This is a genomic window from Reyranella sp., assembly GCF_965228225.1.
Classification (GTDB): domain Bacteria; phylum Pseudomonadota; class Alphaproteobacteria; order Reyranellales; family Reyranellaceae; genus Reyranella.
Genome location: NZ_OZ245801.1, coordinates 3,594,958 through 3,614,825 on the forward strand (window position 1 = coordinate 3,594,958; position 19,868 = coordinate 3,614,825).

The window sequence follows — 19,868 nt, forward strand, 5'->3', positions numbered from 1 at the left end:
CCATGACGCTACAACGCGCCGCCCTGTGGGCCATCGTGATCGCCGCGACGATTTCACTGCTCGTCGCCGGCCGCGGGCTCCTGCTGCCGTTCGTCCTCGGCATCGTCCTCTGGTACATGATCGATTCACTGGCCGATACATTCAGCCAGCCCCGGCTCGGCGGATTGCGCCTGCCCCAGCCGATCGCACTGGCCATCGCGGTCCTGCTGATCGGCGGACTCTTCTGGGTGGTCGGGCGCACGATCGGTCTCAACGTCCAGGCGGTCGTGGCCGCCGTGCCCTCCTACGAAAACCGGCTGACGAACCTCATCGAGCAGGTCGCACCGATGATCGGCATCGAGCAGGCACCCACCCTCTCGGAGCTCGTGTCCCGCATCAGCCTTGCCGACACATTGGGCAGCGTCGCCGCGGCCGCGGCCTCCGTGGTGAGCGTGGCGGGGCTCATCCTGATCTACACCCTGTTCCTGTTCGTCGAGCAGGCTCACTTCAAGAGCAAGCTCGCCGCCATTTTTCATGGCGACGGACAGGAGGCGCGCGTGCTTGCTATTCTCGATCGCATCGACCGCGAGATCCGCATCTACATCCGCATCAAGACCACGCTCGCCACTGCCACTTCCGCATTGGCCTATCTCGTCATGGCTTCGGTCGGCGTCGACTTCGCGGGTTTCTGGGCGGTGATGGTGTTCTTCTTCTACTATATCCCTACCGTCGGCTCGATCCTGGCGATCATCGCACCGGCCCTTCTCACGCTGATCCAGTTCGACAACCTCACGCCCTTCCTCATCGTGCTGCTCGTCTTCGGATCCATCCAGGTGGTGACGGCCAATCTGATCGAGCCGGCGATCATGGGGCGCTCCCTCAATCTCTCGCCGCTGGTGGTCATCGTCTCCCTCATCGTCTGGGGCACGATCTGGGGCGTCGTGGGTATGTTCCTCTGCGTGCCGATCATGGTGGTCGCGCTGATCGTGCTCGCGCAGTTCGAGACGACCCGGCCGGTCGCCGTGTTGCTTTCCGCCGACGGTCGCATCCCGGAGTCGACGACATGAACCGTCTGTCCCTGCTGCTCGTCCTGCTTGCCGTAACACCGGCTGCCGCACAAACCCCTCCGCCCGGTCAGTCGCCGAGGCCCGCGCCCCTGCCGGTACCGCAAGGCGAGGTGATGTATTCCTGCCCAGGGGGGATGGACTTCGCGTCCTCCTACTCGGCCGATGGCGACTTCGCGACGCTGCGCATGCCGGGCCAACCCGAGATCGAACTGTCGCGGATCGCAGCAGGCTCTGGCTTCGCCTATTCGGATTCCTACTACGAACTCCGCGGACGCGGCCGGGAAGTCACGCTCACCGCTGCAGGTCGCTCGATGCGTTGCCATGCCGCCGGCAGGCCGGGTGAGCCGCCACGGACCTATCAGGGGGGCGCCCTGACCGTCACCCTGTTCCCCGACGGCACGTTCCGGCTCCGGGAGAAGCGCGATGGTTCTGCGGAACCCGTTCTCGAGCTGGGTGAGTGGGCGCAGGAAGTCGAGGGCGGCGTGCGGATGGTCCTGCGCGGCGGGGCCGGCAGCCGTCGGTCGTTCCGCGAGGCCGGTGCCGACAAGCTGGTTGCCGAGGACGGTACGGAGCTGACGCAGTCCGCAACCACGGACCCGATCGACGGACGATTCAAGCTCGCCGGAATGTATCGCGACGCGCAGGATGGCGGTCTTTTCGCGCCCTGCCTGGTGGGACGCCTCTATGGCGTCGCCCCGGGCGGTGGCGAGCCGGATCTGGAAAAAGCGTGGGTGGACGCCACACCCTCCCGCGAATCGTTCCTCTATGTCGAGATCATCGGCAGCTTCGACGGCAACAATTCGGTCAAGGTGGACCGCTTCATCGACCTGAAGCGCAACGGCGCCTGTCCTGCGCTGGCGGCGCGCGGCTCGGCGCTGCGGGACACCGAATGGCGCCTGGTCGAACTCGACGGCGAGCGTCCCACCTTCGACGACTGGCGCAGGCGGCCGCTGATGCGCCTTGAGGATCTCGACAGGTTCACAGCCTCGACCGGCTGCAACACATTGTCCGGCGAGTATGTCCTCGATCCGGCTGGCCTCCGCTTCACGCCCGGGCCGATGACCCTGATGGCCTGCCCGCCGGCCGAGGCTGCGATAGAGAAGCGTTTTGTCGCCGCCCTGAGCGCGATCAGGACCGCGCAGATTTCCGGCACCACGCTCGATCTCAACGACGAGACCGGCAAGAGGCGCATGCGCCTCGAGGCACGCGGCCGCTAGCGAAAGCCCGCGAGGTCGGCCTCGACCGTCAGCTTGTTGTCGCGGTCGATTGCAACGTTCAGGAAGGGAAGGCCGCTGGCAATGGCACCGCCGCCAGCGGTGCCTTCATATTCCCGGTCGATCTCGTCGAACAGGCGGACGTACAGCTTCCACTCGGCCATGCCCGCTTCGACCGGCACGCTGGCCGGCGCGTTCCACTCCAGAGGGCGGAGCCCGCTCTGCACCGTTCGATCCACCGTGGTGTCGCGAACCAGCGTGGCCTCGAAGCGGCCGATCGTGGCGGTGCGTGCTGCCTTTGTCGCCGCTTTGGCGACGACCGCGACGCAGATCTGGCTGGGACGGTCTTCGCGCACAAAGGCGACCGATCCGCTGTTCATCGTCTCGTCAGGGGTGTCGTCGATCCAGCCCAGCCGTTCGACGATGACGACCCGCCTCTTGCTCTTGTCGAAGCGCCATCCCGGTGGAGGATCGAAGCAACGCCGCACGGTCCGCGATTCGCCGGCCGGCGCACGCGCCAATATCTCGGGTGATACAAGCGTGTTGGACTCCGGTGCGGCGGACCGCACCTTCTGGTCGAACACGAACGCGCCCGCCTTTTCGGGTATCGAGGTGAAGAGCAGCTGGAACGCCACGATGCGCGAGCCATGGCGCAGGAAAAGCGATCCGGAGACAAGCCTCGCATGCCTGGCGTCCGTCGGAAACACGCTGCGCGGCACGACAAACTTCAGGCGCTCCGGTATCACGACGGCCTCGCCGCGCCATGAGCCGATCGTCAGTACCGGCAGCGTTCGGTCTCTCGTCAGACGCAAGCCCAGAATCTCGATCTCGATCGCGGGATCCTCGCCGGCCGGACCTGGCGCGTCGTTCGCAACCCCCCGCTTGGGCGCGAGGAACATCGGCGTGTAGGAGAGGATGACGGGCGTGGAATCGAAGGACGCCATCCACTCGAGGTCCGCGGGAATGCCGGCGGCCGCCTGCTCGACCGCGGCGGCCCCCTCGGGCGTGCCGGGGCGATCGATCGCGGCGCGCAGTGCGGCATTCACCGCCTCGAGCCTGCCGAACATTTCGCGCCGTGCGGCCGGCAACCGGTCGAACGGCTGCTCGCGCTCGGGCTCATATCGCGAGGCCAGCGCATCGAACAGCAGGCTCGCCGCCCGGAATGACGAGAGCATCTGCAGGCGCGCCAGGCTGTCGGAGCGCGCCTGCAGTTCGGCGCGCTCCGCCTGCAGGATGACGAGCTTCTCCGCGATCGTGGGCGGGGGCGCGACGCTTCGGTCCTCGATCAACTGCGCATACGCCAGCGCGGCGCCCGTGATCAGAACGAGCACGAGCAGCAGCAGCACCAGTGTGCGGCCCCAGGGCGATTCGGATGTGGGCGAGCCAGCCGTCATGCGGCGGTTTCTAGCACGGCCGCCGGCCTGTCACCGGCGGCGGATTGTCTGCCTCAGTAGGAGAAGAGGACGGGCAGCGGCGACGCCAGGATCAGATCTCGCGTAACCCCGCCGAAGATCATCTGGCGCAGCCGGCTCTGGGTATACGCGCCCTTCACGATCAGGTCTGCGCCCAGCGCCTGCGCCCGGTCGACGATGGTCTGGCCCGCCGTCTTGGCGCCCGGCTTCACGTGCTGGCCCGTCACATTGAGGCCGTGGCTCTTCAGCGACTCGGCGATCTCCATGGCCGTCGGCCCCGGAACCATCGCGCCTTCGACGCTCAGCACCTCGATGGCCTCGGCGCCGCTCAAGACGGGCATCGCGAGAGAAATCGCACGGGCACTCTCGGTCGAGCCGTTCCACGCAAAGAGAATGCGCTTGCCGACCATGCCCCCGTATCCAGGCGGCACGACGAGGACGGGGCGTCCCGAATCGAACAGGGCCGTCTCGAAGACGCTTTCCGGCATCTTGGGCAGCGCGCCGGGCTGCGGCAGCACGATCAGGTCGTAGGCCCGGCCGATCGTGCCGATCGCGGTCGGGCCACTATCGTCCGCCGAGCGCCATTCGGCGGCGAGGCCGGCAGCGCGCTGGTCGAAAGCCTGCTTGACCGCGGATACCCGCTGGCGCTCCTCGGCGTCCTCGGCCAGGCCGCCCCCGATCGGAGCGCCCATGCCGGCATCAGCCCAGGCCATGCTCATGACGCCATAGGATGGCGGTTCGAGGCCGATCAGGCGCGCCCCGAACTTATGCGCGATCTTGGCTGCCAGATCGAATGCGGACGGATCTTCCGACGTCCAGGCCATTGTCAGAATGGACTTCATGAATCGCCCCCTTCTTGCTCGACCAACGATAACATGGCGTTCGCCGCAGCGCGCGCCACGATGAACTTGATACAATTCTCACATTGTATCGGTGTGTCGGTCCAATACGTTAGGGGCGATTTTTCAACTTATTGATCGACACGGGCTCCAAGTCAGCCTCCAGCATTTCCTCATTTCCGGAGATATCGATGCTGTCCTTTTTTCGCCGTCTGATGGCGGATGACAAGGCCGCCACCGCGATCGAATATACGCTGATCGCCTCCCTGATCGCCGTCGCGGCGATCACGGCCATCAGCACCGTCAGCGGCCAGGGCAACCTCTAGCCGCCGGCAACCACGTCGGCACGCATGCGTGCCGAGCCTGCTTCAGGCGATCTGCCGGGCCGACGCGACGATCCACGTGAACCGGTCGGACACCGCCGCCAGCGTGATTCTGTTGATCACATCGGCGACAATCGTGTCGCCGCCCGTCGCATCGGGCCAATCGCTGCGAGCTGCGACGCGAGGTCGGTTCCGGCGAAGGAGCTCGGCATGCCCTTGTCGATGATCGTCTCGCCGTCACGCGGCGTCAGCGCCTTCACGATCTCATAGCCCGCGGAGCTCGCGTTGAAGGCCATGCCCTTGGACCGGTGACGCACGTGGACGATCGGCGTGCCGGCCGCACCAGCCTTCCCGAGCAGCACGGCCAGCGCATCCACCGCGGGCGGCGCCCCGGCCATCTGCAGCATGGTCATCGCCATGTTCATGCCTTTGGTCTTTATCGGTTGTGTAAGCCTCGTCGCCATCAACGCCCAGGGCTCGCGTATATGCAACACCTTCGGGAGGGGGTCTCAATGCCCCTCGAAGCATGTAGAACCGGTCCATCGTTTGCGAGCGACGCATCTAGCGACAAGAGGGTACCGTGAGAGCGATCATCATCGGCGGCGGCATCATGGGGCTTTCGACGGCCTGGGGATTGGCGCGCCTCGGCCACCAGGTCGAGCTCTTCGAACAGGGCCCTCTTCCCAATCCGCTGGCCTCCTCGATGGATGAGCATCGCCTGATCCGCCATCCCTACGGCACCCATGTGGGCTACGCGCGGATGATCGACGATGCCTATGCGGCCTGGGATCTGCTGTGGGCCGACTTGGAAGAAACCCTTTACGAGCCGACAGGGACCCTCGCTCTGACCGGCAATGGCGCGCACTGGGCGGAGCACTCTGCCGCCGCCCTCGCGTCGATCGGCCGGCCGATGACCGAACTGTCGATGGCCGAACTGCCACGCCACTTCCCGCTGCTCGACACGAAGGGGCTCGAGCGCGCCTTCTGGATCGACACGGGCGGCGTACTGTTGGCACAGGACATCGTGACTGCGCTGGTACGCCATCTCGGCACGAGAGCGGGGGTGCGGCTCCACGCCGACACGCCGGTGCGCTCGGTCGATCTCGAACAGGCACGCATCCTCACGCAGGCCGGCGAGGTCCACGGCAGCGATGTCGTGGTGGTAGCGGCGGGCGCCTGGGCCCCCCGCCTTCTTCCCGCGCTCGCTTCGAGTGTCGTGCCGTCACGTCAGGTGGTGCTCTACTTCGACATGCCGGCCGACCAGCGTGCGGCCTGGGCGAAGGGGCCGATGATCATCGAGAAGACGGGGGACGTCGGCCTCTATCTGGTGCCGCCGGTCCGGGGGCGCGGTATGAAGGTCGGTGACCACGAATTCAGCCGCACCGGCGACCCCATCGCGGGCCGCGATGCACGGGAAAGCGAAATGAGCGCCCTGCTCGACCGCTGCCGCAGCCTGCTCAAGGGGTTCGACCGCTGGACCGTCCGTAATCTCAAGGTCTGCTTCTACAGCGTCACCGACGATGAGCGCTTCATCGTCGAGAGGGCGGGCGCCAGGGGATGGGCGATGTCCCCCTGTTCGGGCCACGGCTTCAAGTTCGGCGCCCTGATGGGTCTCGAACTCGCGCGGACCATTGCCGAGGGTCGCGACGCCGCGGCACATGCACGCTGGGCGGCCGGTCTGGTCGGCGACGGGCCGGCCTGACAAAATGCAAGAATTCAGGGAGTAAAATCGAGATGGCAACTGCCAAGCGCCGTACGTCGAAGGCCGGACCGAAGAAGGAAACCGGATTGCGCCAGGGTCTCGCCACCTACGGGGATGCGGGATTCTCGCTGTTCCTGCGCAAGGCCTTCATCAAAGCCGGCGGTTACTCCGACGATGCACTCGACCGGCCCATCGTGGGCATCACAAACACCTTCTCAGACTACAATCCGTGCCACGGCAACGTGCCAGACCTGATCGAGGCCGTGAAGCGCGGGGTCATGCTGGCCGGCGCGTTGCCGATGGTCTTCCCGACCATCTCGATCCACGAAAGTTTCTCCCATCCCACCAGCATGTTCCTGCGCAACCTCATGTCGATGGACACCGAGGAGATGATCCGCGCCCAGCCGATGGATTCCGTCGTGCTGATCGGCGGCTGCGACAAGACCCTGCCGGCCCAGCTCATGGCCGCGGCAAGCGCCGACCGTCCGGCCGTCGTGCTGCCGGTGGGACCGATGCTGGTCGGCCATTTCAAGGGCGAGGTGCTGGGCGCCTGCACCGACTGCCGCCGCCTGTGGGGCCAGTATCGCGCCGGCACCTTCTCGGAGTCAGACATCGAGAAGGTGAGCGAGCGCCTCGCCCCGACCAAGGGCACCTGCATGGTGATGGGCACCGCCAGCACGATGGGGTGCATCGTCGAGGCGCTGGGCATGGGCCTGCCGAGCAGCGGCTCCATCCCCGCCACGCATTCCGACCGCCTGCGCATCGCCGAGCAGACCGGCCGGCTGGCGGCCGAGATGGCCGTGAAGCAGGGCCCCAAGCCCAGCGAGATCATGACCAAGGCCGCCTTCCGCAACGCCCTCACCGTGCTGCAGGCGATTGGCGGTTCCACCAATGCGCTGGTCCATCTCACCGCGGTGGCGCGCCGCCTGGGCATCGAGATCGAGCTGGAGGAATTCGACGAGATCGGTCGCAACGTGCCGGTGCTGGTCGACCTGAAGCCGTCCGGCGATCATTACATGGAGCACTTCCATTGGGCGGGCGGCAATTCGCGCCTGATGAAGGAGATCCGGAAGACTCTCGACGAGAAGTGCCGGACGGTCGCCGGCAAGACATTGAAGCAGGTGATCGATGCTGCGGAGATGGTTCCGGGTCAGACGGTGATCCGCACGTCGAAGGATCCGATCAAGCCGACCGGCGGCATGGCCGTGCTGCGCGGCAATCTCGCGCCACGCGGCGCCGTCATCAAGCATGCCGCCGCATCGCCCGCGCTGATGACCCATACCGGCCGTGCCGTGGTGTTCGATTCCCTGGAGGATCTCGCGGCGCGCGGCGACGATCCCAATCTCGATGTGAACGCCGAGGACATCCTCGTGCTGCGCAACGCCGGTCCCAAGGGCGCGCCCGGCATGCCAGAGGCAGGTTCCTTTCCCATCCCGATGAAGCTCGCACGTGCGGGCGTGAAGGACATGATCCGAATCTCCGATGCGCGCATGAGCGGCACAGCGTTCGGCACCATCGTCCTGCATGTCGCACCCGAGGCCGCGGTCGGCGGCCCGCTCGCCCTCGTCAAGACAGGCGACCAGATCACGCTCGACGTTCCGAAGCGTCGGCTCGAACTCCATGTCGATGCCAAGACGCTGGCGGCGCGTCGCAAGGACTGGAAGGCCCCACCGGCCCATCCCGGCAGCGACCGCGGGTACACCGGTCTCTTCTTCAAGACCGTCCTGCAGGCCGACGAAGGTGTCGACTTCGATTTCCTTGGACCGGCGAAGTGACCGAGATCAGGCTCCCCCGCATCTCGGTCGTCGTCACGTGCTACAATTGCCGTGACTACATTGCCGCCGCCATCCGTTCGGTCGCGCAACAGACGCTGCGGGACTTCGAGTGTGTCATCGTCGACGACGCCTCGACCGACGATTCGGTCGCGGTCGTAGAGCAGACTCTTGCAGAGCTCGCAGACTTCCGCTTCCGGCACGTACGTCTCGAGAGGAATGTCGGACAGACGGGCGCCACGCGCCGGGGGCTCGCTGAAACGAACGCGATGTTCGTCTGCTTCCTCGATTCCGACGATCTGTGGAATCCAGACTTCCTCGAACGCCATCTCGCCGCACATCTCAACTCGAGTTACGCGGTGGGCTTCACCGCCTGCAATGCGCGCCTGATCAACGGACAGGACGAGCTGATCGCCGGCGGCATGTACTGGTTCGGCAAGGACCGCGCCCGCGCCGATCGCGATCAGGCTTTCGTGGCCCTCGACGCAAGCCGTGTCCCCAAGCTCGATGTGGCGCGCGGGACCGCCGGTTGGGAAAGCCATACTCCCTACCACCTCTACACCAAGCGCGTGGTGCACTGGGTCTGGGTCAGCACCTCCTCGATGATGTTCCGGCGTTCGCTGATCAACCTCGTCTTTCCTGAGGACGATGAGGCGTTCCGCCTGCACATGGACTTCTATGTGGTCGTGATGGCGCAGATGGTCGCCGGTTCGCTGCTGATCGACGACGCCCTCTATTCTTATCGTCTTCACGGTCGCAATGGCGCCGCCGACAACCCCGTGCTGGGCGGAAGGCTCCATCTGTCGAGCCGCAACTGGGGAAACACCTACTCGACCATGTTAGACCGCATGCTCGCTGCAATGACTCGCGACCAGGAGCGTCTCGTCACGGCGCTGGGGGATCGCCAGTACCGCCGCATGGTGCTGCGAATGCGAGCCGCCCGCGCCAACCTCGTCGTCGGCTGGGCGCTCACCATCCGGAGTTGGTTGATCTAGCAGGAGTCCTGCTTCATTCTTCGCGAGCAGTCGACCCCGGACACGCGGGGCGCGGGGAGAATTCATCGTGAACAGATTAGGACGATGCGCGAGCCTCGTCGCTGTGCTGCTCGCCGGCAGCGTTGGTTCTGTCGTCATCGACGCGAATCCTGCTCTGGCCCAGACATCGACCGTTTCGGCAACGGACGAAGCCGAATATGACGCGGCTTTTCAGGAGATGCTGCGCAAGCCGTCCGATCTCGACGTCTTGTTCAAGTTTGCAATGATCGCGGCGAAGACCGGCGATCTCGAGGGTGCCATTTCGGCGCTCGAACGGATGCTGGTGGTGGATCCGGATCTGCCGCGCGTCCGCCTCGAACTCGGGGTGCTCTACTATCGGCTGGGCTCTTTCGAAGTGGCACGGACCTATTTCGAGATGACGCTCAAATCGGCGTCGCTCCCGCCCGACGTCAAGGCTCGCGCCGAGCAGTTCCTCGCGGAGTCGGAGAAGCGCCTGGCCAAGTCGCGGTTCAGTGGCGAGGTGTTTGCCGGAGTGCGTTATCAATCGAACGCAAACCTTGGTCCACCAACCTCCAGCGTCCGCCTGTTCGGGCAGACCGCCAATCTCAACCAGGCCGGCCTGGGCACGGCGGATTGGGGTCTCGTCACCTCCGGCTTCGTCCGTCACACATACGACCTCGGTCAGAACAACCGCGGCCAGCTCGAGACGCAGCTCTCGGGCTATCTCAACCGGCAGTTCCAGATCCAGGCCGCCAACGTCTCCATCCTCGACCTGACGTCCGGCCCGCGTTTCCAGGCTTTCCAGGGCATTTTTCAGGATGTCAGCCTGAAGCCGTTCGGCACGTTGGGATATATCTGGGTGAACGACGTTCCCTACTACGGCAGCTTCGGTTCCGGCCTCGAAGTGGGCGTGCTTCTGTCGGACAAGCTGCGCAACACCACGAACTTCACCTGGCGGCGCCAGATGTACCAGAACAGCTGGTATCTCCCGACCAACAACCAGTTCACCGGCGCCGAGTACTCGGGCAATACGACGTTCCAGTACCTCGTGAACGAAGCGCTGATGCTCTATGCAAACGGCAACCTGCAGCGCTACCAGACCGACAGCACGCCCTGGCAGAACTACACGCTCTACGGGGCCGGCGGCGGTATGTCGTTCTCTTTCACCGACCCGGTCTTCAAGAGCGAATTGCCTTGGAGCATCAGCCTGTTCGCGAACATGCAGTGGTGGTACTATGACCAGCCCGATGCGGTCGTAGATCCGTCCGTCACCAGACAACAGACGGACACGATCGTGAATATAACCCTGACCGTTCCCTTCGATCAGCGGACGATGTTCACGGTGTCGGGCGGAAGGTTCGTGAGATCGTCGGACATTCCCAACTACGCGTTCACCAACAATAGTGCGCTCATCGGAGTAACCTGGCGCTTCTAGCGCTGCTCAGGAGATCACAGTGTCCACCAGACTTGCCGGCGCGAACCTGTCCCTGTTGACCGCTGCGCTTCTCGCCGCGGGCGCTTCCCTCCTCCCAGTCTCGGCGATGGCCAAGGTCGGCGTCACTTCGGCGGCCGACGGCGATCCGCGCGGCAAGCCCCCGAGCGAGGCCGAACGCGTGCTGCGCGTCGGTGTCGACGTCCAGGCCAACGAGTTGATCACGACGTCGGCGACCGATCGGGCGCACCTGATGTTCCTCGACGGCACGTCGTTGTCGGTCGGCCCCAACGCCCAGCTCACGATCGACAAGTTCGTCTACGATCCCGCGACCAAGACCGGCGATCTCGCCATCAACGCCAGCAAGGGCGTGTTCCGACTGGTCGGCGGCAAGATCAGCAAGACCAACGCCATCAGCGTCACGACCCCGTCGAGCACGATCGGTATCCGCGGCGGTATCAGTATCTTCAATGTCGACCAGAAGGAGACGACGTCGATCTTCGTCTTCGGCATCAGCATGACGGTCGGTGCCCGCGGCAAAATGGAAATCGTCACGCGCCCCGGCTTTCAGGTGACGACCCTGTTCGGCGCCTTGCCGGGTCTCGCGAGTGCGGTGCCGCCGGGCGCATTGAGCGGCTTTCTCGCCCAACTCGAAGGCAGCAAAGGGGGCGGACAATCCGGCGGCGCCGATCAGGCGGCCCAGAACTCTGGTTTCTCGAGCGCCAATTCCGGCCAGGGCTCGGGCAACACGCTGGGCAACCGCTTCGGCAGCGGTCCGGGCCCGCGCAATGCCAATCCCAGCAATATCGTGACCAACGCCATCACCAACGCGTTCGAGACCGCTCCGTCGAATGCGCCGACCCTGCCGTCGAAAGTCGTCAGCAACTCGGGTCAGATGACGCAGACGATCACCTACAACGGTGTGATGGGCGGTCTCGTACGAAACAACGGCAGTTTTTCCTACGGCACGGGCAGCTATACGCAGGTCTGGTCGATGGGAACGAACAGCGGCACGACAACCGCAAATTTCAACAACAGCAGCTACAGCGGGACCACGACCCGCAACGGCAATTATGGATTCCAGGCAAACATGCCCACGACGAATCCCAATACGCCGGGCCGCACGATGACCATGAACGGCGCCTTCGCAGGACAGGGCTATCCGTCTACCCAGGCAGGCGTGTTCACGGTCACCGGGCCCAGATACCAGGCTGCGGGCGGCTTCCTCGGGCAGAAGGCACCCTAACCCGTCCTGCTGGCAATGAAGTCGGCGATGGCTGCGATGTCGTCGCGCCGGAACCACGGTAAGTCATCACCGGTCGGCTGAAAATCGGCGGCGATCGCCACGATGGCGGGATCGCCCGGCGCCAGCGGCTCGGCCTCAGGCGAGGCGCGGACTTCGATCTTGAGGTGCGCTTCGCGCTTGTAGCCTTCGATCAGGACAAGATCGGCGGGCGACAGTCTCCCCAGAACCTCCGAGATCGACGGCTCCGGCGTCTCGCGCATGATGGCGTAGCGCCGGCCACCGACGAGGGCGACCTCGCCGGCACCGGCAGCGCGATGGCGATAAGAGTCGGTGCCCGGCCGGTCGATGTCGATGTCGTGATGGGCATGCTTGATGGTGGACACCCGCCAGCCGCGTCTCACGAACTCCTCAACGAGACGCTCCGTCAGCGTCGTCTTGCCGGCGTTCTTCCAGCCGGTGACCCCGAAGATTCGTCGCGAACTCAAGCGACGATCCGGTCCGCATGGGCATAGACGGTCAGGCGTCCCTCGCGCACGAAGGCCACCAGCGCGACGCCCGCCTGCTCGGCCGTCTCGATGGCGAGCGAGGTCGGGGCGGAAACCGCCGCGATTGCCGACGCTCCGATCGCCGCCGCCTTCTGCACCATCTCGTAGGAGCAGCGGCTGGTCACGACCACGAAGCCGCCGGGCTCGGCATCGCCGTTCCTGGCCAGTGCGCCGGCCAGCTTGTCGAGAGCATTGTGGCGGCCGACATCCTCCCGCACGGCCACGAGCGTGCCATCCGGCGATGCCCAGCCCGCGGCGTGGGTGGCACCGTTGGTGCGGTTGATCTTCTGATGCTCCGGCAGCCCTGCCATCGCCCGTTCGATCGCGAGCCTTGCCACCCGATGTGGATTCGCGATCGCGGGCACCGCGCGCAGCGCCGCCTCCAGACTGTCGACGCCACACAGGCCGCATCCGGTACGACCGGTCAGACTGCGGCGCCGCTGCTGGAGACCCGCCATCCGTTGCGCCGCAATCTCGAGTCTGACCTCGATACCGCGCCCGACCGGCTCGACCTCCATGTCATAGATTTCCGACGGCCGCTCGACGATCCGCTCGGTGAGGGAAAACCCGCGGGCGAAGTCCTCGAGGTCGCACGGTGTCGCCATCATCACCGCATGGCTGATGCCGTTGTAGACCAGCGCAATGGCAACTTCCTCGGCGACCGTCTCCTCGAGCGTCTCACTGGTGCCCGCAGTGAGACGGCGCGCCGGACGGCGGACCGAGCCCTCGCGGCTCATACCGAGGTCTCGTCGATGCGCAGGTGCCGCCCCTCGCGATCGAAGAACAGGCCGCGGTTCAGGACCAGAGGATCGGCCTTCACATCGGCCTCCACCTCCTTCAGCTTGCGCGCAGCCACCGGGTCTGGCAGCGGGCCGCCTTCGTGGCCGAGACCGACGAAGAAGGCGACTCCGTCCCATGGCGCCCCCGCGCTCTCGAGCAGCGCCCGCATCTCCCGCCACGTCATCTCGGCACCGATCAGATGGGCGTAGCTCGACCGAACGGGCATGGCGCTCGAGGACGTGATGCGCACCAGCAGGATGAAGATCGTGAACGGGCCCGTGTCGGCAAACTGAGCGGTCAGCCAATGCTCGAAGTCGGTTCTCATCGCGCCCCTAGAATTCGACCACGGGGGTCGGCGGTACATAGCGGTCGAACACCTGCAGGAAGGGCTCGCCGCGCTCGGCCTCGTACCACGCCTCGAAGGCACGAAAGGCTGCGATCGGATCGGCAATCACCGGCGGCTCGGCTGGCCGCCCGTCCTCAGGCTGCTGCGGATGCGCCTCCGCATGCAGCGCCTCGGCGATCGGCCGCAGCCAGTCGAGCAACGGCCGCGCTCCCTCGCCCAGTTCGGCGAGGCCATTTTCGATCCAGCCAATGTCGCGGAACAGCGCTTCCAGCTGGCGCTCCACCGCGCGGTCGCGATCGGGCTCCAGCGCGGCGACCCTCGCCATGTCCGAGAGTGCGCTGAGACGCCGCCACGCGAAGGTACGCGCGCGCTCGGCGTGCCTGATCTGGGCCTCGACCGAAGCCCGCACCTGGCGCTCGGCCGCCTCGGCCGCAGTGCAATCCGCCTGGAGGCGGGCGATCAGGGAGTCTACGGCGGAAGGCATGCCGGCAGTTGACCCGACCCGCGGGGCCGCCGCAAGCCTCTCCGCTCGCCGCTTTACTTGGTGTACTTGAGTTCGACCTCGGCGACGCCGGCGGCGACGTTCAGTCCGACGCTGCCCTCGACGCTGACGGGCTGCAAGGTGACCTGGCCGCTCCCGCCACCCAGCAGCACGTTGGCACCGACACCGCCGCCCACCGTGGCCTGAGCCGTCGCGCCCGCGTAGGCGCCCGCCAGGGCACCCGGTGCGATACTGCCCGGCGCGAAGACCAGCCAGACGATCTGCGATTCCTTGGTGAATCCGATATCGACGCCGTAGCGCTTGATGGCGCCCGTGTACTTCTCGCCGACCCCGTCGGTGCGGGCGAAGATGCAGTCGAGATCCTTCGACGAGCCGAAGACGAAGCCCATGCCGCCTGCCACCTTGCAGGTGAGTGAGCCCACGTTCGCGCCGGATTTTCCGGTCGCCTGAGGCGTTCCCGGCGCGGCCGCAGTCTGCGCCTGGGCGCCGTTGCCCATCGTGAACATCAGCGTCGCGGCCGCGGTCATCGTCAGTGTGGATCGAAGCATGTCGGCATCCTTTCCGGTTGTAGCGGTCAGTCTTCCTTCTTCGCTCGCTCGATGGCCTCGAGAATCTCGGTGAGGCCAACGGAGTAGACCACTCCCTGCTTGTGCATCTCGTGCCGGACGGTCCGGATCAGGCCGGCCTTCCGGATCATGAGATTGGCCAGCGCGATCTTTGCGTCCTCGTTCTTCACGTCTCCCTCGGTCGACATCCTAGTTGTACTGCCCACGGGCCTTGAGCACGAAGCCCGTTGCCCTGAATTCGGAATCCTGCCGGATGGCCGCCGTCACGGTCGGGTCGTTGTGCGGGTTGCTGCTCGCGATCAGCGCGTTCGTCTCGGCCTCACAATTGGAACTGACGGTACGACCCACGCTGGACGCATCGGAACCATCGACGGCATACGAGGCGGCGTACTTCACGAGGCAAGCGTCCCGCGCATCGTACGAATGCTTGACCGTTCGCACCGTCCAAGGCTCGGAGTACTGGGAATTTATCGAGCACGCCGCCAGCGACAGCAGGGCGACGAAGATCAAGGTACGCATCGGTCGTCTGGACTCCGAAGATCCAAAGAGTTGGCGGAAGAGAGTGGGAGTCGAACCCACTAAGAACCGGCTAACGGCCCTCTCTGGCTTTGAAGGCCAGCCGCCCCACCGGGAGCGCTTCCCCTCCGGGACGGATGATTCACCAGAACCGCGTCCCTGTCACCTGTCGTGCTAGGGTGAAATCCCCAAGGAATTCAAGATCATGACCGTCGAGCTCAAATACATCATCGCGAACGTCTCCGACCTCGCTGCAGCCGTTGCCTTCTGGCGTGACACCGTCGGCCTGAAGCTCAAGTTCGAAACCCCGGAATGGGCCGAATTCGAGACCGGTCCGACCCGGCTGGCGCTTCAGCCAGCATCCGCGGAGAATCCGGCAGGGACATGGCAGCCGGGGCTGCGCGTCCCCGACCTGGACGCCAAACGGGCCGAACTCACCGCACGCGGCGTGAATGTCGGCCGCGCGCCGCACGAGGAGCACGGTTTCCTGCTATCGCGCTTCACCGGCCCCGACGGCGCGCCGGTCAGCCTGAGCGGTCCGGTCGCTAAGCGGTAGGCGGCGGACCGTACTGACCCGCCTTTTGCGGGACCGCCCGGCGCAGGTCGCCGCGGCGGATCGTGATGCCGTGCCGGTCGAAGAATTCGAGGATCTGGATCGCCAGCTTGCGCCCATTGTCGAGCTTGTCGCGGAACTCGGCTGCACTGAATTCGTGATCGAAGCCGTTCACGATGGCGACCATCTCGGCCAAGACGGGCCGCAGGAAAAAATGGTCCGGCGCCACCTCGACGACCCTCCCGAGCTTCGAGAGCCGCTGCAGCAGCCGGCGCGTGTCGACCTCCGTGGCGCCGTAGGCCTGCGCGAAGTCGCGGACCCTCGGCGGCTTGAAGCGATCGCGTGTCATGTCGGCCGCGATCTTGTTCCACAGTGCCTCGTCACGCGAGCCGAGCTTCAGCGAATGACCGGGCAGGCGCAGGAACGCGCCGTCGACGACCACGGTCTTCGCGCGAATCTCGCGGTCGAGCAGCACCTTGAACACGGAGGCGGGCCAGCGGCGCTTCAGCGTGACCCGCAGCCGCTCGGCCTGGAGGCCGGGCGCATCGGCCTTGGTTTCGTGAAACGTCTTGAGCGTTTCGACGATGTCGGTGCGGGCAGCCTCGAGCGTCTCCGTGAGAAAGCCAAAGCTCTCCAGTGTCTGCCCGCCCGCCGTCCCGACGAGCGTCTCGACCTCGGCGGGACGGAGATTGCGGGCCAGACCGAAGCGGCCGACATCGACGTAGCCGCTCTCCAGACGCAGCAGCCGCTGCAGGACCTCGCCATCCTGCACGGCAAGAGCCCCCAGCTCCGCCAGACGCCGCTCGGCGCGGCGGTTGCGCGGCGGCCCGAACGGATCGATCACCGCCGCCCCGGCCATCGTACGCGTCGCCGAAGGATCGCGGAGGATGACCCGATCGCCCGAAAGCGCACCGACCTTTTCGTCCAGCACGATCTGCGCGAGCGCCGTGTCGCCCGGCGCCAGCTTCTCGCCTTCGAGCAGCGCCACGCGTCCCATGACATGCGCCGATCCCAGATGAACATGGACCGGCGACCAGTGCTTGAGGGGCTGCGCTTCGGAGGCGAGCAGGCTCAGCCGGACATCGATTCGGTCCGTCGGCGCGTGGAGCTCCGGACTCACCACCCAATCGCCCCGCTTGATCGCTTCCTTGGAGAGCCTGGGGCCGGCGAGATTGAGCGCACAGCGTTCGCCGGCGCGTCCCACCGCGGCGGCCCGGTTCTGGGCATGCAGCGAGCGCACCCTGGCCTCGATGCCGGACGGGGTCAGCAGCAGCCGGTCGTCGACCCTGATCTCGCCGGCATGGACAGTGCCGGTGACGACGACGCCCGCTCCGGACAGGACGAAGCAGCGATCCACTGCAAGGCGTGCGAAGCCCGCAGCGCCCTTACCGCTTTCGCCCAATACCAGGAGCTTTTCCTTCAGTTCGTCGATGCCCTGCCCCGTCACCGCCGAGACGGGCACGATTTCCGCGCCCCGCAGCGAGGTCGTGGCGAGCAGGGTCTCGATCTCGGCCATCCGCTCGAGCTGCTGGTCGTCGTTGGCGAGGTCGGCCTTGGTGAGGGCCACGATGCCGCGATCGAGGCCCAGCAGGTCGAGGATCTGCAGATGCTCGACCGTCTGCGGCTTGATGCCTTCGGCCGCCGACACGACCAGCAGGGCCGCATCGATGCCGGTGGCGCCGGCCAGCATGTTGTGCACGAACCGCTCGTGACCGGGTACGTCGACGAAGCCGAGCTGGCGGCCGTCGCCGAGATCGCTGTAGGCATAACCGAGGTCGATGGTTATGCCGCGCGCCTTCTCCTCCTTGAGGCGATCGGCGTCGACACCGGTCAGCGCCTTCACCAAAGCGGTCTTGCCGTGATCGATATGGCCCGCGGTTCCGACGATCATGACAAAGGCTCCTCGGCCCGGCGCTCCGCTTCGGCCCGCTGCGAGGGCTTGGCATGGGCCCGCGCCTCCCTGAAGAAGCCGGCGGCCAGTTCGCCCGCACCGCCCATCTCGGCTCGCCGCAACCAGTGCAGCGCCTCGACCAGGTCGCGATCGACGCCCTTGCCGGCGAGATAGGCCGCCCCCAGCATCGCCTGTGCCTCGGCATGTCCCCGATGTGCGGCGCGTCCCCACCAGTCGGCAGCCACCGCCGCATCGCGTTCGACGCCCAGCGCGTTGTGATGGATGTCGCCCAGCCGGGCCATGGCGGCCGCGCTGCCATGGGCCGCCGCCTTCTCGGCCCAGAAACGGGCCCCGTCGTAGTCCTGCGGGCAGCCGCCGCCAACGAGCTTCATCCACGACAGCATGTCCTGAGCCTCGACATCGCCCTGCCGCGCCGCCGCCTCATAAAGCCGCGCGGCCTCGGCATGGTCCTGCGGCACGCCCCATCCTTCGTAGTGGCACAAAGCGAGATTGCGCTGGCCGCCGGCATCGCCCTGCCCGGCGGCGCGTCGAAGCCAGAGGATCGCCTTGCCGTGATCCTGCTCGACCCCGCGCCCCTCGAGGAACGCAGCCCCCATGTTGCTCTGCGCCCGTGCATGGCCCTCATGGGCGAGCGGCGCCCACAGGTCGAGCGCAACGCCATAGTTGCCGGACCTCCACGCTGTCAGCGCCTCTGCCATCCGCTGCTCCGGCGGCGGCGTGCGATCGAGAAGCCTAGCCAGCCACGACATGGAGCTTGTCCAATTGGGCTGCGAAGGCCGGCTCGTCGTCGAGCGTGCGAAGATCGAAGTAGAGCGTGCCGTCGCTGATCCGGCCGATCACGGGAATGGGCAGGCGGCGGAAACGATCGGAAATCCGGTCGAGGCCCTTCGCTTTGATGGCGATCGCAAACGACGGCAGCAGGTCGACCGGCAGAGCGCCCGAACCGATCTGTCCCCGCACCTCAGCGACGCTCGCTGTCGCATCGTTCCCAAGCGCCGCCTTCACCGCCGGCAGGAGCCGTTCCGCCACGGCGCGGATCTCGGCGGCCGGCCGCGCGAGAGAGCGTATGGTCGGAAGGCGCTCGGCCAACCTCCCCGGATCGGCATAGAGCCGCAACGTCGCTTCAAGGGCGGCCAGGCGCACCTTGTCGAGGCGCAGCGCCCGCTTCATCGGGTTGCGGGCGATGCGCTGGATCAACGGCTTGCGTCCGACCAGCAGGCCGGCCTGCGGGCCGCCCAGCAGCTTGTCGCCGGAAAAGGTGACGACATCGACGCCCGCAGCAATGGCTTCCCGCGCCGTCGGCTCGTGCGGCAGGCCCCAGGTTTCGAGATCGGCAAGGGTGCCGCTGCCGAGATCCTCGATCAGCACCACCCCTTTGTCGCGCGCCAGCGACACGAGCTCGGCCGCCGCAACCGACTTTGTGAATCCCTGGATCGCGTAGTTCGAGGGATGAACCTTCATGATCGCGGCCGTGTCGGGCCCGATCGCCGCCGCGTAATCCTTCAGATGGGTGCGGTTGGTCGTGCCGACCTCGACGAGCCGGCAGCCGGCACGCGCCATGATGTCGGGAATGCGGAACGCGCCGCCAATCTCGATCAGTTCGCCGCGCGAAACGATGACTTCGCGGCCGGCGGCGAGCTCGCTCAGCACGAGGAGTACCGCGGCGGCATTGTTGTTGACCGCCGTCGCCGCCTCAGCGCCGGTCAGGCGGCAGAGCCAGGGTGCGATGTGATCGTCGCGCTCGCCGCGCGCACCGCCCTCGAGATCGTATTCGAGCGTGGTCGGCGAGCGCATCGCCTCGACGGCAGCTGCGATGGCCTCCTCGGCAAGCACGGCACGTCCGAGATTGGTGTGCAGCACGGTGCCCGTGAGGTTGAACACGCGGCGCTGCGAGGGCTGCAGGAACACAGCAAGACGCGTTGTGCACCATTGGACGCAGGCGGCTTCGTCCGCGACCTCAACCGTTCCCCGTCGCTCGTCGACCCAGGCCCGAAGCGCTTCGACGACGAGCGCACGGCCGGCGCGCGCGATCAGCGGCGCGACGGTCGGCCAGGAGGCCATGCGATCGATCGACAGGGGACGGGTTTCGGGAGCGCCATCGGCGCGGTCGACACGCGACACGGGTTTTTTCCTACCAGAGAAAGGCCGGACGTCCGGTCCGCCGGCA

At 66.3% G+C, this 19,868-nt stretch carries 22 protein-coding genes and 1 tRNA gene; 9 read left to right on the forward strand and 14 right to left on the reverse strand.

Going from position 1 to position 19,868, the window contains the following annotated elements:
- The first annotated feature begins 2 nt into the window (after nt 1–2).
- Together ACO07K_RS17420 and ACO07K_RS17425 are read left to right on the forward strand one after the other, a co-directional pair.
- The gene (locus ACO07K_RS17420; RefSeq protein WP_422029978.1) at nt 3–1,046 is read left to right on the forward strand and encodes an AI-2E family transporter; all 1,044 of its coding nucleotides are present in this window, start codon (nt 3–5) and stop codon (nt 1,044–1,046) included.
- Nucleotides 1,043–2,263, forward strand: a complete 1,221-nt coding sequence (locus ACO07K_RS17425; RefSeq protein WP_422029980.1) for an META domain-containing protein — start codon at nt 1,043–1,045, stop codon at nt 2,261–2,263. Before ACO07K_RS17420 ends, ACO07K_RS17425 begins: the two co-directional genes overlap by 4 nt.
- Here ACO07K_RS17425 and ACO07K_RS17430 read toward each other — a convergent pair.
- Together ACO07K_RS17430 and ACO07K_RS17435 are read right to left on the reverse strand one after the other, a co-directional pair.
- A complete protein-coding gene (locus ACO07K_RS17430; protein ID WP_422029982.1) occupies nt 2,260–3,654 on the reverse strand; it encodes a hypothetical protein in 1,395 nt (464 codons plus the stop codon). The two genes, ACO07K_RS17425 and ACO07K_RS17430, sit on opposite strands and share 4 nt — an antisense overlap.
- A gap of 53 nt (nt 3,655–3,707) precedes the next feature.
- Nucleotides 3,708–4,514 (reverse strand): universal stress protein, encoded by an 807-nt coding sequence (locus ACO07K_RS17435; protein WP_422029984.1) that lies wholly within the window; start codon nt 4,512–4,514, stop codon nt 3,708–3,710.
- 188 nt (nt 4,515–4,702) lie between these two features.
- Here ACO07K_RS17435 and ACO07K_RS17440 point away from each other — a divergent pair, with 188 nt between their 5' ends.
- Nucleotides 4,703–4,837 carry a Flp family type IVb pilin gene (locus tag ACO07K_RS17440; protein ID WP_422029986.1) on the forward strand — a complete coding sequence of 45 codons (135 nt, stop codon included), beginning with the start codon at nt 4,703–4,705 and terminating at the stop codon, nt 4,835–4,837.
- A 116-nt stretch (nt 4,838–4,953) separates the two neighbouring features.
- On the opposite strand, the gene ACO07K_RS17445 is transcribed toward ACO07K_RS17440, so the two are convergent.
- Nucleotides 4,954–5,259, reverse strand: a complete 306-nt coding sequence (locus ACO07K_RS17445; protein ID WP_422029988.1) for an isochorismatase family protein — start codon at nt 5,257–5,259, stop codon at nt 4,954–4,956.
- A gap of 155 nt (nt 5,260–5,414) precedes the next feature.
- On the opposite strand from ACO07K_RS17445, the gene ACO07K_RS17450 reads away from it, so the two are divergent.
- The 5 genes from ACO07K_RS17450 to ACO07K_RS17470 all read left to right on the forward strand — a co-directional run bounded on the left by ACO07K_RS17450 (nt 5,415) and on the right by ACO07K_RS17470 (nt 11,981).
- Complete coding sequence (locus tag ACO07K_RS17450; RefSeq protein ID WP_422029990.1) at nt 5,415–6,536, forward strand: NAD(P)/FAD-dependent oxidoreductase; 1,122 nt, start codon at nt 5,415–5,417, stop codon at nt 6,534–6,536.
- Nucleotides 6,537–6,568: 32 nt separating this feature from the next.
- The gene (locus ACO07K_RS17455) at nt 6,569–8,311 is read left to right on the forward strand and encodes an IlvD/Edd family dehydratase (protein ID WP_422029992.1); all 1,743 of its coding nucleotides are present in this window, start codon (nt 6,569–6,571) and stop codon (nt 8,309–8,311) included.
- Complete coding sequence (locus tag ACO07K_RS17460) at nt 8,308–9,303, forward strand: glycosyltransferase family 2 protein (protein WP_422029994.1); 996 nt, start codon at nt 8,308–8,310, stop codon at nt 9,301–9,303. The genes ACO07K_RS17455 and ACO07K_RS17460 overlap by 4 nt, the downstream gene beginning before the upstream one ends.
- 217 nt (nt 9,304–9,520) lie before the next feature.
- A complete protein-coding gene (locus ACO07K_RS17465; protein ID WP_422029996.1) occupies nt 9,521–10,738 on the forward strand; it encodes a tetratricopeptide repeat protein in 1,218 nt (405 codons plus the stop codon).
- A 19-nt stretch (nt 10,739–10,757) separates the two neighbouring features.
- The gene (locus tag ACO07K_RS17470) at nt 10,758–11,981 is read left to right on the forward strand and encodes a FecR family protein (RefSeq protein ID WP_422029998.1); all 1,224 of its coding nucleotides are present in this window, start codon (nt 10,758–10,760) and stop codon (nt 11,979–11,981) included.
- Here ACO07K_RS17470 and mobB read toward each other — a convergent pair.
- The 8 genes from mobB to ACO07K_RS17510 all read right to left on the reverse strand — a co-directional run bounded on the left by mobB (nt 11,978) and on the right by ACO07K_RS17510 (nt 15,366).
- Nucleotides 11,978–12,466 (reverse strand): molybdopterin-guanine dinucleotide biosynthesis protein B, encoded by a 489-nt coding sequence (mobB, locus tag ACO07K_RS17475; protein ID WP_422030000.1) that lies wholly within the window; start codon nt 12,464–12,466, stop codon nt 11,978–11,980. The two genes, ACO07K_RS17470 and mobB, sit on opposite strands and share 4 nt — an antisense overlap.
- Nucleotides 12,463–13,263: a formate dehydrogenase accessory sulfurtransferase FdhD gene (gene fdhD, locus ACO07K_RS17480; RefSeq protein ID WP_422030002.1), complete on the reverse strand. Its 801-nt coding sequence runs from the start codon at nt 13,261–13,263 to the stop codon at nt 12,463–12,465. The genes mobB and fdhD overlap by 4 nt, the downstream gene beginning before the upstream one ends.
- Entirely contained in the window at nt 13,260–13,631 is a 372-nt protein-coding gene (locus tag ACO07K_RS17485) for a hypothetical protein (protein ID WP_422030004.1), read from the reverse strand. The genes fdhD and ACO07K_RS17485 overlap by 4 nt, the downstream gene beginning before the upstream one ends.
- A gap of 7 nt (nt 13,632–13,638) precedes the next feature.
- A complete protein-coding gene (locus tag ACO07K_RS17490) occupies nt 13,639–14,136 on the reverse strand; it encodes a hypothetical protein (RefSeq protein ID WP_422030006.1) in 498 nt (165 codons plus the stop codon).
- Nucleotides 14,137–14,189: 53 nt separating this feature from the next.
- Nucleotides 14,190–14,702, reverse strand: coding sequence for a DUF992 domain-containing protein (locus tag ACO07K_RS17495; protein ID WP_422030008.1), 513 nt, complete (start codon nt 14,700–14,702; stop codon nt 14,190–14,192).
- Between the two features lie 26 nt (nt 14,703–14,728).
- Nucleotides 14,729–14,908, reverse strand: a complete 180-nt coding sequence (locus ACO07K_RS17500) for a hypothetical protein (protein WP_422030010.1) — start codon at nt 14,906–14,908, stop codon at nt 14,729–14,731.
- A gap of 1 nt (nt 14,909) precedes the next feature.
- A complete protein-coding gene (locus ACO07K_RS17505) occupies nt 14,910–15,239 on the reverse strand; it encodes a hypothetical protein (RefSeq protein WP_422030012.1) in 330 nt (109 codons plus the stop codon).
- Nucleotides 15,240–15,270: 31 nt separating this feature from the next.
- Nucleotides 15,271–15,366, reverse strand: a tRNA-Sec gene (locus ACO07K_RS17510).
- A 75-nt stretch (nt 15,367–15,441) separates the two neighbouring features.
- Here ACO07K_RS17510 and ACO07K_RS17515 point away from each other — a divergent pair.
- Entirely contained in the window at nt 15,442–15,792 is a 351-nt protein-coding gene (locus tag ACO07K_RS17515; RefSeq protein WP_422030014.1) for a VOC family protein, read from the forward strand.
- Here ACO07K_RS17515 and selB read toward each other — a convergent pair.
- The 3 genes from selB to selA are packed head-to-tail and all read right to left on the reverse strand — an operon-like array spanning nt 15,782 to nt 19,762.
- Nucleotides 15,782–17,680 carry a selenocysteine-specific translation elongation factor gene (selB, locus tag ACO07K_RS17520; RefSeq protein WP_422030016.1) on the reverse strand — a complete coding sequence of 633 codons (1,899 nt, stop codon included), beginning with the start codon at nt 17,678–17,680 and terminating at the stop codon, nt 15,782–15,784. The genes ACO07K_RS17515 and selB overlap by 11 nt on opposite strands.
- Nucleotides 17,677–18,450, reverse strand: a complete 774-nt coding sequence (locus ACO07K_RS17525) for a tetratricopeptide repeat protein (protein ID WP_422030018.1) — start codon at nt 18,448–18,450, stop codon at nt 17,677–17,679. Before ACO07K_RS17525 ends, selB begins: the two co-directional genes overlap by 4 nt.
- Entirely contained in the window at nt 18,434–19,762 is a 1,329-nt protein-coding gene (gene selA / locus ACO07K_RS17530) for an L-seryl-tRNA(Sec) selenium transferase (RefSeq protein WP_422036671.1), read from the reverse strand. The genes ACO07K_RS17525 and selA overlap by 17 nt, the downstream gene beginning before the upstream one ends.
- Nucleotides 19,763–19,868: the final 106 nt, after the last annotated feature.

Bases quoted from the DNA above. Each gene is read 5' to 3' on its own strand.
- ACO07K_RS17430 (WP_422029982.1), bottom strand. From the start codon at position 3,654: ATGACGGCTGGCTCGCCCACATCCGAATCGCCCTGGGGCCGCACACTG.
- ACO07K_RS17490 (WP_422030006.1), bottom strand. From the start codon at position 14,136: ATGCCTTCCGCCGTAGACTCCCTGATCGCCCGCCTCCAGGCGGATTGC.
- ACO07K_RS17505 (WP_422030012.1), bottom strand. From the start codon at position 15,239: ATGCGTACCTTGATCTTCGTCGCCCTGCTGTCGCTGGCGGCGTGCTCG.
- ACO07K_RS17485 (WP_422030004.1), bottom strand. From the start codon at position 13,631: ATGAGAACCGACTTCGAGCATTGGCTGACCGCTCAGTTTGCCGACACG.
- ACO07K_RS17455 (WP_422029992.1), top strand. From the start codon at position 6,569: ATGGCAACTGCCAAGCGCCGTACGTCGAAGGCCGGACCGAAGAAGGAA.
- ACO07K_RS17500 (WP_422030010.1), bottom strand. From the start codon at position 14,908: ATGTCGACCGAGGGAGACGTGAAGAACGAGGACGCAAAGATCGCGCTG.
- ACO07K_RS17435 (WP_422029984.1), bottom strand. From the start codon at position 4,514: ATGAAGTCCATTCTGACAATGGCCTGGACGTCGGAAGATCCGTCCGCA.
- ACO07K_RS17440 (WP_422029986.1), top strand. From the start codon at position 4,703: ATGCTGTCCTTTTTTCGCCGTCTGATGGCGGATGACAAGGCCGCCACC.
- selA (WP_422036671.1), bottom strand. From the start codon at position 19,762: ATGGCCTCCTGGCCGACCGTCGCGCCGCTGATCGCGCGCGCCGGCCGT.
- ACO07K_RS17525 (WP_422030018.1), bottom strand. From the start codon at position 18,450: ATGTCGTGGCTGGCTAGGCTTCTCGATCGCACGCCGCCGCCGGAGCAG.
- ACO07K_RS17445 (WP_422029988.1), bottom strand. From the start codon at position 5,259: ATGAACATGGCGATGACCATGCTGCAGATGGCCGGGGCGCCGCCCGCG.
- ACO07K_RS17425 (WP_422029980.1), top strand. From the start codon at position 1,043: ATGAACCGTCTGTCCCTGCTGCTCGTCCTGCTTGCCGTAACACCGGCT.
- ACO07K_RS17495 (WP_422030008.1), bottom strand. From the start codon at position 14,702: ATGCTTCGATCCACACTGACGATGACCGCGGCCGCGACGCTGATGTTC.
- selB (WP_422030016.1), bottom strand. From the start codon at position 17,680: ATGATCGTCGGAACCGCGGGCCATATCGATCACGGCAAGACCGCTTTG.
- ACO07K_RS17420 (WP_422029978.1), top strand. From the start codon at position 3: ATGACGCTACAACGCGCCGCCCTGTGGGCCATCGTGATCGCCGCGACG.
- ACO07K_RS17515 (WP_422030014.1), top strand. From the start codon at position 15,442: ATGACCGTCGAGCTCAAATACATCATCGCGAACGTCTCCGACCTCGCT.
- fdhD (WP_422030002.1), bottom strand. From the start codon at position 13,263: ATGAGCCGCGAGGGCTCGGTCCGCCGTCCGGCGCGCCGTCTCACTGCG.
- ACO07K_RS17465 (WP_422029996.1), top strand. From the start codon at position 9,521: ATGCTGCGCAAGCCGTCCGATCTCGACGTCTTGTTCAAGTTTGCAATG.